The 14737-nt window shown below is 66.5% G+C and carries 14 protein-coding genes, 1 pseudogene and 1 riboswitch; of the genes and pseudogenes, 4 read left to right on the forward strand and 11 right to left on the reverse strand.

What is annotated here, in order from left to right:
- Positions 1-109: 109 nt before the first annotated feature.
- The 3 genes from G8346_RS10690 to G8346_RS10700 all read right to left on the reverse strand — a co-directional run bounded on the left by G8346_RS10690 (position 110) and on the right by G8346_RS10700 (position 4745).
- Positions 110-1291: a hypothetical protein gene (locus G8346_RS10690; protein WP_166051055.1), complete on the reverse strand. Its 1182-nt coding sequence runs from the start codon at positions 1289-1291 to the stop codon at positions 110-112.
- 191 nt (positions 1292-1482) lie between these two features.
- On the reverse strand, positions 1483-2826 hold the full coding sequence (locus tag G8346_RS10695) for a phosphomannomutase (protein WP_166051057.1): 1344 nt from the start codon (positions 2824-2826) through the stop codon (positions 1483-1485).
- Positions 2823-4745, reverse strand: coding sequence for a winged helix-turn-helix domain-containing protein (locus G8346_RS10700; protein ID WP_166051059.1), 1923 nt, complete (start codon positions 4743-4745; stop codon positions 2823-2825). The genes G8346_RS10695 and G8346_RS10700 overlap by 4 nt, the downstream gene beginning before the upstream one ends.
- Before the next feature lie 132 nt (positions 4746-4877).
- Here G8346_RS10700 and G8346_RS10705 point away from each other — a divergent pair, with 132 nt between their 5' ends.
- The 3 genes from G8346_RS10705 to G8346_RS10715 are packed head-to-tail and all read left to right on the forward strand — an operon-like array spanning position 4878 to position 5746.
- Positions 4878-5027 (forward strand): hypothetical protein, encoded by a 150-nt coding sequence (locus G8346_RS10705; protein WP_166051061.1) that lies wholly within the window; start codon positions 4878-4880, stop codon positions 5025-5027.
- A gap of 48 nt (positions 5028-5075) precedes the next feature.
- Entirely contained in the window at positions 5076-5324 is a 249-nt protein-coding gene (locus G8346_RS10710; protein WP_166051064.1) for a type II toxin-antitoxin system Phd/YefM family antitoxin, read from the forward strand.
- Positions 5324-5746, forward strand: coding sequence for a type II toxin-antitoxin system VapC family toxin (locus G8346_RS10715; protein WP_166051066.1), 423 nt, complete (start codon positions 5324-5326; stop codon positions 5744-5746). Before G8346_RS10710 ends, G8346_RS10715 begins: the two co-directional genes overlap by 1 nt.
- 30 nt (positions 5747-5776) lie before the next feature.
- Here the strand turns inward: G8346_RS10715 and G8346_RS10720 are convergent, their stop codons facing one another.
- Positions 5777-7243 (reverse strand): mannose-1-phosphate guanylyltransferase/mannose-6-phosphate isomerase, encoded by a 1467-nt coding sequence (locus G8346_RS10720; RefSeq protein ID WP_166051069.1) that lies wholly within the window; start codon positions 7241-7243, stop codon positions 5777-5779.
- A 302-nt stretch (positions 7244-7545) separates the two neighbouring features.
- A riboswitch (cyclic di-GMP riboswitch) is annotated at positions 7546-7632 on the forward strand.
- Positions 7633-7686: 54 nt separating this feature from the next.
- On the opposite strand from G8346_RS10720, the gene G8346_RS10725 reads away from it, so the two are divergent.
- On the forward strand, positions 7687-8685 hold the full coding sequence (locus G8346_RS10725) for a putative Ig domain-containing protein (RefSeq protein WP_166051071.1): 999 nt from the start codon (positions 7687-7689) through the stop codon (positions 8683-8685).
- 31 nt (positions 8686-8716) lie between these two features.
- Here the strand turns inward: G8346_RS10725 and G8346_RS10730 are convergent, their stop codons facing one another.
- The 7 genes and pseudogenes from G8346_RS10730 to G8346_RS10760 all read right to left on the reverse strand — a co-directional run bounded on the left by G8346_RS10730 (position 8717) and on the right by G8346_RS10760 (position 14688).
- The gene (locus G8346_RS10730; protein ID WP_166051073.1) at positions 8717-10057 is read right to left on the reverse strand and encodes a UDP-glucose/GDP-mannose dehydrogenase family protein; all 1341 of its coding nucleotides are present in this window, start codon (positions 10055-10057) and stop codon (positions 8717-8719) included.
- 199 nt (positions 10058-10256) lie between these two features.
- Positions 10257-10511 carry a type II toxin-antitoxin system RelE/ParE family toxin gene (locus tag G8346_RS10735; RefSeq protein WP_166051075.1) on the reverse strand — a complete coding sequence of 85 codons (255 nt, stop codon included), beginning with the start codon at positions 10509-10511 and terminating at the stop codon, positions 10257-10259.
- Positions 10489-10710, reverse strand: a complete 222-nt coding sequence (locus G8346_RS10740) for a ribbon-helix-helix protein, CopG family (RefSeq protein WP_166051077.1) — start codon at positions 10708-10710, stop codon at positions 10489-10491. Before G8346_RS10740 ends, G8346_RS10735 begins: the two co-directional genes overlap by 23 nt.
- A 236-nt stretch (positions 10711-10946) precedes the next feature.
- Positions 10947-11462: an NUDIX domain-containing protein gene (locus G8346_RS10745; RefSeq protein WP_206202698.1), complete on the reverse strand. Its 516-nt coding sequence runs from the start codon at positions 11460-11462 to the stop codon at positions 10947-10949.
- A gap of 44 nt (positions 11463-11506) precedes the next feature.
- Entirely contained in the window at positions 11507-12475 is a 969-nt protein-coding gene (locus tag G8346_RS10750) for a GDP-L-fucose synthase (RefSeq protein ID WP_166051081.1), read from the reverse strand.
- Between the two features lie 6 nt (positions 12476-12481).
- Positions 12482-13603, reverse strand: a pseudogene (gene gmd, locus G8346_RS10755) (GDP-mannose 4,6-dehydratase).
- Between the two features lie 146 nt (positions 13604-13749).
- Positions 13750-14688, reverse strand: a complete 939-nt coding sequence (locus G8346_RS10760) for an undecaprenyl-phosphate alpha-N-acetylglucosaminyl 1-phosphate transferase (protein ID WP_166051084.1) — start codon at positions 14686-14688, stop codon at positions 13750-13752.
- Positions 14689-14737: the final 49 nt, after the last annotated feature.

Raw genomic sequence — 14737 nt, forward strand, 5'->3', positions numbered from 1 at the left:
GCCGACTTTGCCTCCATAAGCCCCGCATCACCGCGGGCCTCGACACTGAGCCGCACCAGCGGCTAGGTCTTCGAGGCCCGCAGGTCGATTCCCCCGGAACGTCTCGTGTTCACCACGCCACGGCCATGTTCAGCTTGATGGCGTTGTCTCCGGTGACGGCGTCGGCGCGGGAACGCGCCTCGTGCCAGTTCCATTGCATGGACAGCTGCGGGTTTACCTCCGGCGCGACGGCCGCCAGCAGGCGCGACAGGTCGAGGCGCACGTCCAGGCGGTGCTTCTGCTCGCCGATGTCGGGCATGAACCACATCGGGTCGGCGCTGTGCGACCAGTTGGCGCTCAGCGAGACCGCCGGAAGATGCCGTGTCAGGGACATTTTCGCCATCCAGTAAGCGTCGGTATCGCTGGCGTAAGCGCCGGCCTCACGCAGGCGCGCGAGGTCCCAGGACGGCGCATAACGCATCGCCACCAGGCCTTCCGTGCTCCAGTCGCCGTGCGCCCTGCGATGGCTCAGGCCAAACTGGTAGCTGGCCTCGATCTCCTGGCGCAGCGTCGCCTCGCCGACGCCGGGGTCAATGACGGAGAACAGCAACTCGGTCTCGTATTCCGTACTGCGCCAGGCGAGCGCCACGCCCCAGGTTGCCGCCGCCAGTTCACTGTAGCGGGGATCGGATGTCCGCACGAGGCAATCCCGGCCGGTGACGCGCATTGCCGGTCCGGCCGCTGCGCTGCCGTTGGGCAGCGACATCTGCAAGGTGCCACGCAAGGCGCAGTCGAGCGCCAGTTGCGAATCCGCCATGGCACCGCCGGTACCCCATTGCAGATCAAGCCTGGCGAGACCGGGAGACCATTCCAGCTTCGCCAGCTGGCGCTGCTGCTCGACGATACCGCGATCGGTCTGCCATACGTCGCGCGTCTCCGCCCGGAACTTCAGCGCCAGCGGGGAACCGGCCACCGCCGGCAGCCGCATTCGTAGCTCCTGGCCGAAGCGCTGGCCGCCAAAGCGCTTGGGTGCTGCCGTCTGGCCCGCGAATACGTCGCCCGGCTCGAGCATGTAGGTCGCGTGATAGCGCAACGCAGCAGATTCGTCGCCGATCCCGACGCGGCCGGCCAACAGCGGATCGCTGCGCGTGTCGACCAGTGGCAATGCACCGTCGATATCGATCTCAACGCCGCTCGTGAGCGCGGCAGGACCCAGGCGGGACGGGCCGGCGGACTGGGTCGATGCACAAGCCGACAGCAGCGCTGCGGCCATCAAGGCCGTTACCCGCAATCGCACTGTGAGCTCAAGCACGTCCTCTCCCGTCGCACGCGAGGTTGCCAGGTCGCAGCGGCTGGAGACCGCCACGGCCATTTAACCTGTTCTCGCGCATCCCGTCCGTGACTCATGTCTTGTTAGCAGACCACAGCGACGGAACGACAACCTCAGTCCTTCGCGCGATCTTCGACACCGTGGACGATGAAACGCCAGGGCACGCCCGGGGCTTAATTGGCGTCGAGCAGCCCCAGCAACTCCGCCGTCTTCGCCTCCATCAGCTCCGCATCACCACGGGCCTCGACATTGAGCCGCACCAGCGGCTCGGTGTTCGAGGCGCGCAGGTTGAAGCGCCAGCGGTCGAACTCCATGGACAGGCCGTCGGTGCGGTCGACGGCCAGGGCCTGGGCCGCGTAACGCGCCTCCACCGCCGCCAGCACCGCCGGCGGGTCATCGATGGAGCGGTTGATCTCGCCTGAGGCCGGGAAGGCGGCCATGCGTTCCTCGACCAGCGCCGACAGCGGTCGGCCGGTGCGGGAGACCAGCTCGGCCACCAGCAGCCAGGGGATCATCCCGGAGTCGCAGTAGGCGAAGTCGCGGAAGTAGTGGTGCGCGCTCATCTCGCCGCCGTAGACGGCGTCCTCGAGGCGCATGCGCTCCTTGATGAAGGCGTGGCCGGTCTTGGACATGACAGGCACGCCGCCGCCCTGCTCCACCATGTCGATGGTGTTCCAGGTCAGGCGCGGGTCGTGCACGATCTTCGCGCCGGGGTTTTTCAAGAGAAACGCCTCGGCCAGCAGCCCGACAATGTAGTAGCCCTCGATGAAACGGCCGGCCTCGTCGAACAGGAAGCAGCGGTCGTAGTCGCCGTCCCAGGCGATGCCGAAATCTGCGCCTGAGGACGTCACGGCATCCGCTGTCGCGGCGCGATGCTCGGGCAACAGCGGGTTGGGCACGCCGTGTGGGAAGGTGCCGTCGGGTTCGTGCTGGATTTTCACGAACTCGAAAGGCAGGCGCGACTCGAGCCGGTCGATCACCAGCCCGGCGCCGCCGTTGCCGGCGTTGACCACCAGCTTCAGCGGCTTCAGCGCGTCGCGATCGACATAGGTCAGGAGGTGATCGATATACTCGCCGTAAATATCGACCTCGGTGCGCCGCCCGCGCCGCGGCGCGGCCTCGAAGCGGTTCTTCTCGGCCCGCTCCTCGATGTCCTTCAGCCCCGAGTCGCCGCTGATCGGCTTGGACTGCTCGCGCACGAACTTCATGCCGTTCCAGTCCGGCGGGTTGTGGCTGGCGGTGACCATGATGCCGCCGTGCACGTCGAGATGGCTGGCGGCGAAGTACACCATCTCGGTGCCGCACAGGCCGATGTCGACCACGTTCACGCCCGCGTCCATGAGTCCCTCGGCCACTGCATCAGACAGCTCGGGCGAGGACAGCCGCACGTCGTGGCCGATGGCGACGCGGCGCGGACCGATCACGGCGGCGTAAGCGCGGCCGATGCGGCGGGCGATGTCGGGATTGAGGTCGTCGGGAAGACGTCCGCGGACGTCGTAAGCCTTGAAGCATTTCATGGCGCGATTGTAGCAATCTCCGCGAAGCGGGGATCGGTGCGCAGCGGCGAGATATACGGCGAAAGGGTCAGCAGCAACTTCCAGCTCGGGATGGACGGCACAGGTTCGAGCAGGGCAAGCCGCTCGCGCGCCTGCTCGAGCCATTCCAGCCCGGCGTCCACCTCCCCGCGCCAGGCCTCGAACTCCGCCACGGCGAACGCGGCTTCGTGGGACGCCTTGCCACGCAGCGGCTCGATCCATTCGAGCGCCTCGGCTTCGCGCCCGAGCGCGTGCAACGCCATGGCGCCGCCTGCGATCCAGGCCGCATCGTCGGCAGGCTGGCGGAAGATTTCCCACGCCTCGGTGTAGCGGCCTTCCAGCAGCAGCACGTGCGCTTCCTGCGCGGCGCGCTCGCCGCCGAGCTCGACTAAGGTGTTGAACTCCAGGCGCGCCTGCTCGATGCGTCCCGCCGCGAGCAGGAACGACACCAGGTTGCCACGCGTGACCAGGTACAGCGGATCCTGCCGCAGCGCGCGGTACTGGTAGTCGAGTGCCTCCTCGAGATCGCCCGCCCGCACGGCGCGCCCGGCGAGCATACCCAGCAGGAGCGGGTTGTCGGGGTCGAGTTCCATGGCGATGCGCATGTGCCGCTCGCGCATGGCAGCGGAACCAATGATGCCGTAGCTGGCCGCGGCGCGCAGGTGCGCCTCCGGCATGCCGGGACTCAACTCGACGCCCCTGAGGGCGGCCTCGCGAAAGGCCTCCAGTTCTTCGGGCTCCATGCGGTCGTCTTCGAGCATCAGCACCCAGCGCGCGCCCGCGAGCCCGACCCACGCCGCGCCATAGTTCGGCTCCAGCGCCAGCGCCGCCTCGAAATGCTGCAGCGCCGTCTCGAGGTCGCCTTCCCGGCGGCGCGAAAACAGGTAGGCGCCGCGCAGCTTGTGCTCATAGGCCTGTGGGTCGATGCTGCGCCCGGCGTCGATCTCGCGGGCCAAGTTGGCACGCAGCTGGGCGGCGACGCTGGCTGCGATCTCGTCCTGCAGCGCCAGCACTTCTCCCAGCGGGCGGTCGTAAGTCTCCGACCACAGGTGCGCGCCCTCCTCTGCGTCGATGAGCTGGGCGGTGACACGCACGCGCTCGCCGTCGGGCCGCACGCTGCCCTCGAGGATGTGGCTGGCGCCGAGCCGGCGGCCGATGACGCGCACGTCGAGCCGGGCGTCACGCAGCGAGAAGGACGAGGTGCGCGCGATCACGCGCAGGCCGTCCGCTTCCGCGAGCAGGTTCAGGATCTCTTCCGCCATGCCGTCGCCCAGGTAGGCGTGGTCGCCGGCCGGGCTCATGTCGGCGAAGGGTAGCACGGCGATGGTGGTGCCGCGGGCGGCGATCTCTTCTGCGGTGAAGGGAGGCAGCGTCGTGTCTGCCGGCACCGGGATCGAGGCGGGATCCTCATCGGCCTCCGGCGCATCCACCGCACGCCAGCCCATGAACACCATCAGCGCCACCAGCAGCAGTGCTGCCACGACCGACTCGAAACCGAGGCGGGACGCACGGGGGACACCACCGATGAAGCTGCCGCCGCCGACCGCCGCCGCTCCGGAGCCGACACGCCGCACCTCGGCGTTCAACAGGTAACCGCGGCGCGGCACGGTGCGGATGATGCTGCGGTCATGGTCGCCCAGCGCGCGACGGATCTCGACCAGGCACTGGGTGAGCGAGTCCTCTGTGACCACGGTCTGGCCCCACACCGCCGCGAGCAGCTCGTCCTTGGTGCACACGCGGCCGGCGTGCGCCAGCAGGTAGGAGAGCACGGCGAAAGACTTCGGACGCAGCGTGATCTCGCCGTCCGGACCCGCGAGCACCTCGCGCGCCGGATCGAGCACGAAATCGAGGAAAGCGTGACGCGTCCCTGCGTCGAGGCCCTGGTCGGTCCTGTCCCCCACCGCCGTCAATCCCTCCAAAAGCGAAGAATTCACCACTTTATAGCCGAAATTTCGTCTTGATTTCATGACGCGGGGCCGCAGCCGGCTCTAGCTTGGGCACGATCGGTGGCAAGGCCGGTGGGAGGGATTCCGATGACCAGGCTGAGCAAATCCATCAAAGCCCGCGCCGGGCGCAGTGCCCTGGCCTGCTTCTCGACGCTCGGCGCGGTGGCCGTCACGCTGGGTTGTGCGCTTGTGCTCGTGCTCGGCTGGGTCTGGGCGTCTGGTGCCGTGGGTCACTGACAGTGCTACTATCTGACCAACCAGATGGTCAGTTTATTGGAGCAGTCGATGACCACAGGCACCGTGAGCCTGGCAGACGCCAAGGCGCGACTGAGCGAACTCGTGGAGCATGCGCAATCGGGTGAAACCGTTGTGATCACGCGACGCGGCCGGGCTGTGGCCCGGCTCACGACGGCCAATCCCGCACGCAAGCCCGTAGAACTGGAAACCCTGAAGGCGCTGACCCGCCAGATGCCGCGGCAAGAACAGTCAGCGGGCAAGTTCATGCGCGCAGTGCGCGAGGATGCGCGTTACTGATGCTTTACGTCGACACCGGCGTGCTGGTGGCGGCGCTCAGCAACGAGGCGAAGACCGCCGCGACGCAGCGCTGGCTCGCGGCGCAGGGCGCGGGGACGCTCGCAGTCGGCAGTTGGGTGATCACGGAGTTTTCGGCGGCGTTGTCGGTAAAGCTGAGGCAGGGCGCCATTGAGCTGGCACATCGCGCCGAGGTCCTGCGCGTGTTCAATGCGCTGGTGGAAGAATCCCTGCACGTGCTGGACGCGGGTGCAACGGAGTTCCGCGTGGCCGCGCGTTTTGCCGATCAATACAAGACCGGGCTACGGGCCGGTGACGCGCTGCATCTCGCCATTGCATCCGGTCACGGCGCCGAGCTGGTGACCCTCGACCGCAAGCTGGCCGCAGCCGCCCGATCCCTCGGCGTAAGCTGCCGCCTCCTTTAAAATCAACCACTTTCGGGGGTCAGACCCCCGTCAGCCGCGGCCGTAGGTGTCTTCGTAGCGGACGATGTCGTCCTCGCCGAGGTAGGAGCCGGACTGCACCTCGACCAGGTGCAGCGGCACCTTGCCGGGGTTCTCGAGGCGGTGCGTGGTGCCCATCGGGATGTAGGTCGACTGGTTCTCGCCCAGCAGGAACACCTCGTCGCCGCGGGTGACGCGCGCCGTGCCCTGCACCACGATCCAGTGCTCGGCGCGATGGTGATGCATCTGCAATGACAGCTGCGCGCCCGGGTTCACCACGATGCGCTTCACCTGGAAGCGATCGCCGTTGTCGATGCTGTCGTAGCTGCCCCAGGGGCGGAATACCTGGCGATGCAGCGCGGTCTCGTAGCGGCCGTCGGCCTTGAGCCGCTCGACCAGCTTCTTCACGTCCTGCACCCGATCGCGCGGCGCCACCAGCACGGCGTCCTTGGTCTCGACCACGACGCAGTCGGCCAGGCCGACCGTGGCGACCAGGCGGCTCTCGGCGTAGAGATAACAGTTGGTCGCGTCCTCGCACAGCACGTCGCCGACCATGACGTTGCCGGCGGCATCGGACTCGGAAGCGTCATGCAGGCTGGCCCAGCTGCCGACGTCGCTCCAGCCCGCGTCGAGCGGCACCACCCATCCGTGCGCCGTGTTCTCCATCACCGCGTAGTCGATGGAGTCCGAGGGGCATTCCTCGAAGGCGTGCTTGTCGACGCGAATGAAGTCGAGATCCGTCTTCGCGCCGGCGATGGCGGCGACGCATTGCGACACGATCTCCGGGCGATGCGTGCGCAGCTCCTCGATGTAGCGGCCGGCGCGGAACATGAACATGCCGGAGTTCCAGTAGTACTCGCCGGAGCTGACGTACTCGGCGGCGAGCCGGGCGTCGGGTTTCTCCACGAATTGCTGCACGGGGGCGGGCTGCGCTGCGCCGGATGCGGCGCCGCCGGCAGTGGCGCTGGCCTCGCCTGCGCCGTCCTGGTCCGCGGCTGCACGGATGTAGCCATAGCCGGTCTCCGGCTGGTCCGGCACCACGCCGAAGGTCACCAGCTTGCCCTCCTCCGCCAGCTGCGCGCCCGCCGTGACAGCGGCGCGGAAAGCCTCGCGATCGCGGATGACGTGATCGGCGGGAAGCACCAGCAGCACCGGGTCGGCGCCCTGCTCGCGCTCCTGCAAGGCGGTGGCCGCGGCCAGGGCGACGGCCGGGGCGGTGTTACGCCCGGCGGGCTCGAGCAGGATGGCGGCGGGCTTCACGCCGATCTGCCTGAGCTGCTCCGCGACCAGGAAGCGATGCGCCTCGTTGCAGACGATGATGGGATCGGCGAGCCCGTTGATGCCATCGAGACGCTTGAGCGTCGCCTGCAGCATGGTCTCGTCGCCGATCAACGGCAGCAATTGCTTCGGGTAGAGCTCGCGCGACAGCGGCCAGAGGCGCGTGCCGGAGCCGCCGGAGAGGATGACGGGAACGATCATGCGGGCATTCCTTGCGTCAGGCGATGTGGCGGATTGTAAGGCATGGACACGGTCGGGGTGGGAACAGGATCACAACACGCCCGGCTGGAACGGTGTCCGCGCCTGATCAAGATTTCGCCCGCCTGGCAGCGGAAGGGCGTTCGGCAGGCCCGCCGCGATGCCCGTGGAAGTGTGACGCACGTCGCGAATCCGCGGATTTTTTCGCGGCCCGACCATCAAGCCCGCGCGGTCATGCGCCGATACCTACCCCGAACACGACACGGAGACTGACACGGGAGCTCATCGCAAGATCGAGTCCGTCTGACTGAAAAAGGCAAAACCGCCGAAAGGTGGTGACGCAAAGCCACGGGCCTAAAGGATCTCGATCCCAGGGCAGCCGGGCCGCCAGGCAGAAGTTCAGCAGACACACCCATGTCGACTCCCTCATCCGCGAGGAGTTGACCATGCACGCACTGCTTCCCAAGGGATCGACCTTCCTGGTCGCCATCCTGTTCGCCATGCTGAGCGCCCCGGGCTTCGCCGCCCCGCCCTCGCATGCCAACAACAAGGACAAGTCGGACCCCGGCGACGTCTCGGACCCGGTGGAGGACCCCGTCGCGCCGGCCTCGCAACTGCGCATCACCTCGCACGGCAGCGGCTTCGTGACGGAAACCGGCTCGATCACCGTGAACCTCCTGTTCGAGGGCGTGAACGGCGGCGCGACCGTCGCCTGGACGAACGCGCAGGGCGGCAGCGGCAGCGCGACGTTTCTCGGCAAGAACGCTTACGAGGCCGGCCCGATCGCATTGGCCGTGGGCACGAACCTGCTGAGCTTCACGGGCTACGACAAGTCGGGCGCGGCGCACGTCAGCACGCTCGCCGTGACGCGCGAAAATACGGCGCCTGTGCCGGACCCGAACCAGCCGCCTGAGATCTCCGGCACGCCCGACACGCATGTCACGGCCGGATCGAGCTACAGCTTCCAGCCCGAGGCTTCAGACCCGGACGGTGACGGGGTCGGCTTTTCCATCACCGGCAAGCCTGCCTGGGCGAGCTTCGACACGGTCTCCGGGCGCCTGTCCGGGACACCGGGGGAAGCGCACGTCGGCCTGCACGCGAACATCGAGATCGCCGTGTCGGACGGGCTCGAGGTGGTGGCGCTGCCACTGTTCAACGTCACGGTGGAGGCGCCGCCGCCCGTCACCGGCTCCGCCACGCTCTCCTGGGTCCCGCCGCTGGAACGGGAAGACGGCTCGGCGCTGACCAACCTCGCCGGCTACGAAATCCACTTCGGCAGCGCCGCCGGGGCGCTCGACCAGGTGATCGTGCTGGAGAACGCCGGGCTGACCAGCTACGTGATCGAGAACCTGGGCGCTGGCACCTGGTACTTCGGCATGAAGGCCGTGGATGCGCAGGGCCTGGAGAGCAAGCTCTCGACCGTGGTGAGCAAGACGATTTCCTGAAAATCAACCACTTTCGGGGGTCAGACCCCCTTTAAGTGGTGCTCGGGCGCTCGCCACGGCCGATGGCGTAGTAGGTGAAGCCGAGGCGCTGCATGTGCTCGGGGTCGAACACGTTGCGGCCGTCGAAGATCACCGGCTCGGCCAGCGCTTCCTTCACGGCGTCGAAGTCCGGGCTGCGGAACTCCATCCACTCGGTGACCAGCGCCAGGCAGTCGGCACCTTCCAACGCCTCGGCGGCGTTCTTGCACAGCACCAGGTCAGGCCGATCGCCGTAAATCCGCCGCGTCTCGTGTCGCGCCTGCGGGTCATACGCGCGCACCGTTGCGCCCGCCTCCCACAGCGCCTCCATCAAGACCCGGCTCGAGGCCTCGCGCATGTCGTCGGTGTTGGGCTTGAACGCCAGGCCCCACAGCGCCACGGTCTTGCCCGCCAGCTCGCCGCCGTAGTGCGCGCTGATCTTGTCGAACAGCACCCGCTTCTGGCGCTCGTTCACGGCCTCGACGGCCTCGAGCAGCGTGGCCGGGAAACCGGCCTTCTGCGCCGAGTGCGCCAGCGCCTTCACGTCCTTGGGGAAGCACGAGCCGCCGTAGCCGGCGCCCGGGTAGATGAAGTGGTAACCGATGCGCGGGTCCGAGCCGATGCCGAGGCGCACGTGCTCGATGTCGGCGCCAAAGCGCTCCGCCAGGTTCGCGAGCTCGTTCATGAAGCTGATCTTGGTCGCCAGCATGGCGTTGGCGGCGTACTTGGTCAGCTCCGCCGAGCGAATGTCCATGGCGATGAGGCGGTCATGCTGGCGGTTGAAGGGTTCATACAGAAGCCGGAGCAGTTCGGTGGTGCGCGGGTTGTCGGTGCCGACCACGATGCGGTCCGGGCGCATGAAGTCCTCGACCGCAGCGCCCTCCTTGAGGAATTCCGGGTTGGAGACCACGTCGAAGTCGATCGCCGCGCCGCGCCCGGCGAGCGTGCGGTCGATCTCGGCCTTCACCTTGTCGGCCGTGCCCACCGGCACCGTCGACTTGTCCACGACGATGCGGTACTCCTCCATGTGCTCGCCGATGCTGTGCGCGACGGCGAGGACATGCTGCAGGTCGGCCGAGCCGTCCTCGTCCGGCGGCGTGCCGACGGCGATGAACTGGAACAGGCCGTGCGCCACGCCCTGCGGGATGTCGGTGGTGAACTTGAGGCGTCCGGCCTCGCGGTTGCGGGCCACGACGCCTTCCAGCCCCGGCTCGAAGATCGGGATCTCGCCGGCGTTGAGCCGGTCGATCTTGTCCTGGTCGATGTCGACACAGAGCACCTGGTTGCCTACGTCCGCGAGGCATGCGCCCGTGACGAGGCCGACGTAGCCGGAACCGAAAATCGTTACTTTCACGCCAGAAGTCCTTTCCTGTCAGAACTTTACGGGGGTCTGACCCCCGTAAGTGTTTGAAGCGGGATGGATTATGGCAGAAAAGGCTGGGGGATTGAGGGCCTGGATCACAGAAAAAGACGGGGATTCGGGCATGTACGCGCACACGTCTCCACACACTGGCCCGGGTTCCGCATCATCCAGCAGTCGGCTGTGGCCACATTCACCGGTAGATGTCCCTGCGATGCCCAATGCGCACCACGAGTACCGTCAGGATCTCGTCCCGTAACTCGTACACAACCCTGTAAACACCCACCCGAATACGCCGGAGCCCGCCGAGCTCCCCTTTTAGCACACCGCCGGCCGATGGGTTCGTGCTGAGCTTATCGATGGCTTCGATGACGCGGAGGCGATCCTCGCGGGGAATACGCTCCAGCGCCTTGAGCGCGCTGCGTTTAATCGAGACGGAGTAGGTCATCCCTGACCTCGTTCCATTCCAGCACCGGGTCGGCCGGATCGCGCAGCACCTCGATCGCGCGGCGCATGTCCTCGAAGTCGTCGAGGTAGTACTCGATGGCCTGGCGCACGACGTCGGCGCGGCTGCGGCGCAACTCGGCCGCCGCCGCATCCAGGGCTGCGACCACCTCATCCGGCAGCCGCGCAGTGATCTGGCTCATGTGGTCACCAATGTCAGTGAATGTCAAAGACATCACGCTACGCTTGAGCGTTCCCGCCGTCAACCTACAGAAACCCGCAAAAACATCCCAAAATTCCCGGCTTGGCCTCCTGCCATAACCCGCCCGAATTATGGCCATTCTGTCCACAACTTGAGGCTAGCCAAGATGTGCTGGCAGGTACAACAAGCGAAGAACCGCTTCAGCTTCCTGGGAAAGGTCCAGCCGCCCGGAGACATTCACGTACGCTCCAAGAGCTTCGCCACCACGACCCGCACATTCTCGTGCACCGCCGAATCCTCGGCAGCCTGGCCCAACGACCACCAGTGCCAATCCGAATGCTGACTCGCTTCCTCCCGGGGCAAAGCCAGCGCCTCGGCATCCGCGGTCGACAACTCCACGAGATAGGCAAGATTCACATAGTGGCTCGACACGGCCGCATCAAACGCACTGTCGGGATAGAAATGGTCCCATGCGCCGAGCAGTTCGGCGCCGGCCAACACAGCCGCTCCGAGCCCAACCTCCTCCCGCGCAACCCGCGCCATCGCCTCGGCCAGCGGCTCATTCTTGCGGATGCGTCCGCCGGGCGTGAACCACCACCCCTGGGCGGGACGATTCCTGCGCCGCCCGAGCAAGAGCTCTGGCCCGTGCTCGCCGGTCCGGGTAATGAAAAGATCGATGGAGACCAGAGGCAAGGCCGCGCAGGCGCTAGAAAAAACCTCGGCACTCGGCCAGCCCGACTCGTCCTTATCCACGCTACGGCTCCATGCCGCCGCTACACGCCCATGTCCGAGGCCTCTCAGCCGCGCGCCTGGTCGATGTGCTCGAGGTACCAGCGGTAGGCATCGCGCAGCCCATCCTCGAGGCCGATTTGCGCCGTCCATCCGAGCGCCGTCAGGCGGCTGACGTCCATGAGCTTGCGCGGCGTGCCGTCCGGCTTGGAAGCATCGAACACGAGATCGCCCGTGAACCCGGTGACGCGAGCGATGGTCTCGGCCAGCTCCCGGATGGTGCAATCCACGCCCGTACCCACGTTGATGTGGCTCAGCATGGGCTGCGTATGCTCGGCGTAGACCGCCGAAGGCAACTCCATCACGTGCACCGACGCCGCCGCCATGTCGTCGACGTGCAGGAACTCGCGCATCGGCTTGCCAGACCCCCAGATGACGACCTCTTCGTCACCCCCCTGCACCGCCTCGTGAAACCGCCGCAATAGCGCCGGGATCACGTGGCTGTTCTCAGGATGGAAGTTATCGCCGGGTCCGTAGAGATTGGTCGGCATCACCGAGCGGTAATCCCGTCCGTATTGGCGGTTGTAGCTCTCGCAGAGCTTGATGCCGGCGATCTTGGCTATGGCGTAAGGCTCGTTGGTCGGCTCCAGCGTGCCGGTGAGCAGCGCGTCCTCGCGCATGGGCTGCTCGGCAAACTTCGGATAAATACAGGACGAACCGAGGAATAGCAGCTTCTGGACACCCGAGGCGTGGGCCGCGTGGATGACGTTCGCTTCGATCATCAGGTTCTGGTAGATGAACTCGGCAGGATAGGTGTTGTTGGCATGAATGCCGCCAACCCGGGCGGCCGCGAGGTACACCTGGCCAATCTCCCGCGAGGAGAAAAACGAGCGGACAGCGGCCTGGTCCAGCAGGTCCAGTTCTTCCCTGCCGGCCGTAAGGATCGAACGATCCCCGCGTTGCTCCAACTGCCGCACGATGGCTGAGCCCACCATACCGCGATGGCCGGCGACGAAAACCGGCTGCTCAGCGGCCATCACCGCTCAGCTTTCCAGCGAGAGGGGCACGTCGTGCCCATGGGCCTTGAGAAAGGCATGGCGCTGCGCGACCTTCAGGTCCTCCGCCACCATCTCGGCGCACATCTCCTGGGCCGTGATCTCGGGCACCCAGTCCAGCTTCTCCTTCGCCTTGGCCGGGTTCCCGAGCAGGGTCTCCACCTCGGCCGGGCGGAAATAACGGGGGTCGACCCGGACCACCACGTCGCCCGGCTGCAGCGCCGGCGCCATATCGCCCTCGATCTTGTCGACGACCGCATGCTCATCCACGCCCTGCCCCTCGAAACGCAGGGTCAGGCCCAACTCGGCCGCGGTCCAGCGGATGAAATCGCGCACCGAATACTGCACGCCGGTGGCGATGACGAAATCATCCGGCTCGTCCTGCTGCAACATCATCCACTGCATGCGTACGTAGTCCTTCGCGTGCCCCCAGTCGCGCAGCGCATCGAGATTGCCCATGAACAGGCAAGGCTCGAGGCCCTGAGCGATATTCGCCATGCCGCGGGTGATCTTGCGAGTCACGAAAGTCTCTCCGCGCCGCGGGCTCTCGTGGTTGAACAGGATCCCGTTGCAGGCGTACATGCCGTAGGCCTCGCGGTAGTTGACCGTGATCCAGTAGGCGTAGAGCTTCGCCACGGCATAGGGACTGCGCGGATAGAACGGCGTCGTCTCCTTCTGCGGAATTTCCTGCACCAGGCCGTACAGTTCAGACGTCGAGGCCTGGTAGTAACGCGTCTTCTTCTCCAGCCCCAGCAGCCGGATCGCCTCGAGCAGCCGCAGCGCGTCCATGGCGTCGACGTCGGCGGTGTATTCCGGCGCCTCGAAGCTGACGGCGACATGGTTCTGCGCGCCGAGGTTATACACCTCGTCCGGCTGCACTTCCTGGAGGATGCGGGTGAGATTGGACGAGTCGGTCAGGTCGCCGTAGTGGAGGATAAAGCGCTGGTTCCGCTCGTGCGGGTCCTGGTAGATATGGTCCACGCGCTGGGTGTTGAACAGCGACGCGCGCCGCTTGATGCCGTGGACTTAATAGCCTTCCTGGAGCAGGAATTCGGCCAGGGAGAAACCGTCCTGGCCGCTGATGCCAGTGATGAGCGCTTTCTTCACTATTCACTCCAAACTCAACAGGTCACGATGGCACGAAACCGGGGCGCGCGCCAATAAGTTAGCCAGTGTATCCGCGGGATCGCAGGCTGGCGAGGCCATGCCGGCCTCAGCCAATAAGCCGGAATTGCTGATCAGCGACGGGGCCGACCCTACGCTTCCGCCTCACTTTCCACGTGCCGATGCCGGCGCAGCCAGCTGGCCAGCTTCCAGGCCCGTCGCACCGACCAGACCTGCACGAATCCGACCCCGATGAGTCCGAAAAACAGCACGCCGTCCGGCACCCCGGCTCTATGCGCCAGCACGCCGGTCATGGCCACGATGAAGGCGATCATCGTCATGATGAGAGCGACCTGCCGGACCGTGAACCCGCCCCGGAACAGGATGTGGTGCAAATGCTCGCTGTCCGGGTGCAGCGGGTTCTGACCTTTCGCGATGCGGCGGCCGAAGCTGATGAACAGGTCGAATATCGGCAGGGCCGCAATCCACAGCGCGGTCACCGGCGAGATTGTCGGGACCGGGCCGTAGGCAAGCTTGAGGCACAGCCACGCCACGGCGAACCCGAGCAGCGTGCTCCCCGCATCGCCCATGAAGGTCCGGACCTTGCGGTTGTACACGGTGGGAAAATTGAACAGCAGGAAACTGAGAACCACCGCGATCCCGATGAACCCGAGAGAGGCCCCGACCCCGTCCCCAAAAATCAAGGCGGCCAGGGTCCCAGCAGCCAGGGATGCAAGGCCGACGCCTCCTGCGAGCCCGTCCAGCCCGTCCATCATGTTGAACGCGTTGATGACGGAGATGATCACCAGCACGGTGAACGGCAAGGCCAAAGCCCCAAGCGGGATGTCCCCGAAGAACAATATGTCGCCAAGATTGGTCGCGACCAGCCCCGCGCCGAGGCAGACAATCAACGCCGCCGTAGCCTGGGTGACAAGCCGAACACTGGGCGGGATGTCGAAGCGGTCGTCAAGAGCGCCGATCATAACCAGCAGCCCCGAGGCGACCAGGAATGCCCCCTGCCCGCCCATGGGCTGGTCCAGCAGCGGCATGGTCGCCAGAAGCCCGAGGTACATGCCGATGCCCCCGATCACCGGGACAATCCCCTGGTGGCCCTTGCGACCCCCGGGCCGGTCGACGAAG

Origin of the sequence: Thioalkalivibrio sp. XN279, from assembly GCF_011089885.1 — a bacterium.
In the GTDB taxonomy this organism is placed as follows: Bacteria; Pseudomonadota; Gammaproteobacteria; order Steroidobacterales; family XN24; genus XN24.